This is a genomic window from Halorubrum sp. SS7, assembly GCF_005435055.1.
GTDB lineage: Archaea > Halobacteriota > Halobacteria > Halobacteriales > Haloferacaceae > Halorubrum > Halorubrum salinarum.
Window position 1 is genome coordinate 1 of record NZ_SGXV01000136.1, and the last position, 970, is coordinate 970.

The 970-nt window shown below is 64.9% G+C and carries 2 protein-coding genes; both read right to left on the minus strand.

Annotated elements, in window-relative coordinates; all coding sequences use genetic code 11:
• On the minus strand, positions 1–537 hold a 537-nt coding region (locus EXE44_RS17130; RefSeq protein WP_241991873.1), incomplete at its 3' end, for a VOC family protein.
• Positions 522–863 (minus strand): hypothetical protein, encoded by a 342-nt coding sequence (locus EXE44_RS17135; protein WP_137706185.1) that lies wholly within the window; start codon positions 861–863, stop codon positions 522–524. The genes EXE44_RS17130 and EXE44_RS17135, both read right to left, overlap by 16 nt.
• Positions 864–970 lie beyond the last annotated feature (107 nt).

Here is a 970-nt window from a genome sequence, read left to right on the forward strand (position 1 = left end):
GTCGAGCACCTCGATCAGGTTCCCCTCCGGGTCCCTGACGAACAGGACCGTCGTGCCGCTCTCGGTCGTCCGCGGCGGGCTCAGCGTCGCCACGTCGTCCGAGAGTTCCTCGTAGAAGGCCTCGACATCGTCGACCGAGAACCACCAGGGCGGCGAGAGGTACGTCTCACCGGTGTCGAGGTCGGTGACGCCGAGCTGCTCGCGGCTCCACTTCCACCAGAGCAGCGCGACGTGAGCGCACCAGTCCCGGAAACGGTGACCGTCGCAGTCGCACTCGGCGACGAGATCTCCCTCGTAGACCGCGAACAGCACGCGGTGCTTCGAAAGCGCGCTCTCGTCGTCTTCGCGGCCGAGGAGGACGTCGAACTCAGCCGGGTTGACCGAGCCGATCTGCGACGGCGCTGCCTGCGCTCGCCGCCAGCTCGTCGACGTGGTCCATCCGCTCGGGAACTGGAGTTGATCCGGCTCGCCGAGACGGTTCGCGATCTGCTCGCGAAGCTCCTCGACGCCAGTCTCGGCGCTCATGGCGGGGAACACCTCTTCACGAAGTTCCCGACGCCACCTGCGTGCCTGTCCTCGATGTGGCTCCGGATCGCATCGCGGACTGCCTGATCCCCACAGCGGATCTTGGAGATCCACTCGTCCTCGTCGAACCGCGTGTTCACCGAGTAGTAGACCGGCTCGCCTTCGACTTCTTCGCGAACGTAGCCGCTCCAGCCCGCACTACCCTGCCAGAGCCGCAGCTCTCCGTTCGCGTTGAAGAGTTCCGAGATCTGTAGTTCTCGGCGTTCTTCGAAGACCGCCTGAGCAGCGTTTTCATCGGCGTCGAGGTCGACGTCGATCTGCCGCTCGACACTGCTCATGCCGCCACCTCCTGTCCCGGCGCTAAAGTGCCGAAACCTGTCAGTAGAAGGTGGAAAACGGTTATATGAGGAGCGGGCCGGGCGCGATTTGAACACGCGACCGACGG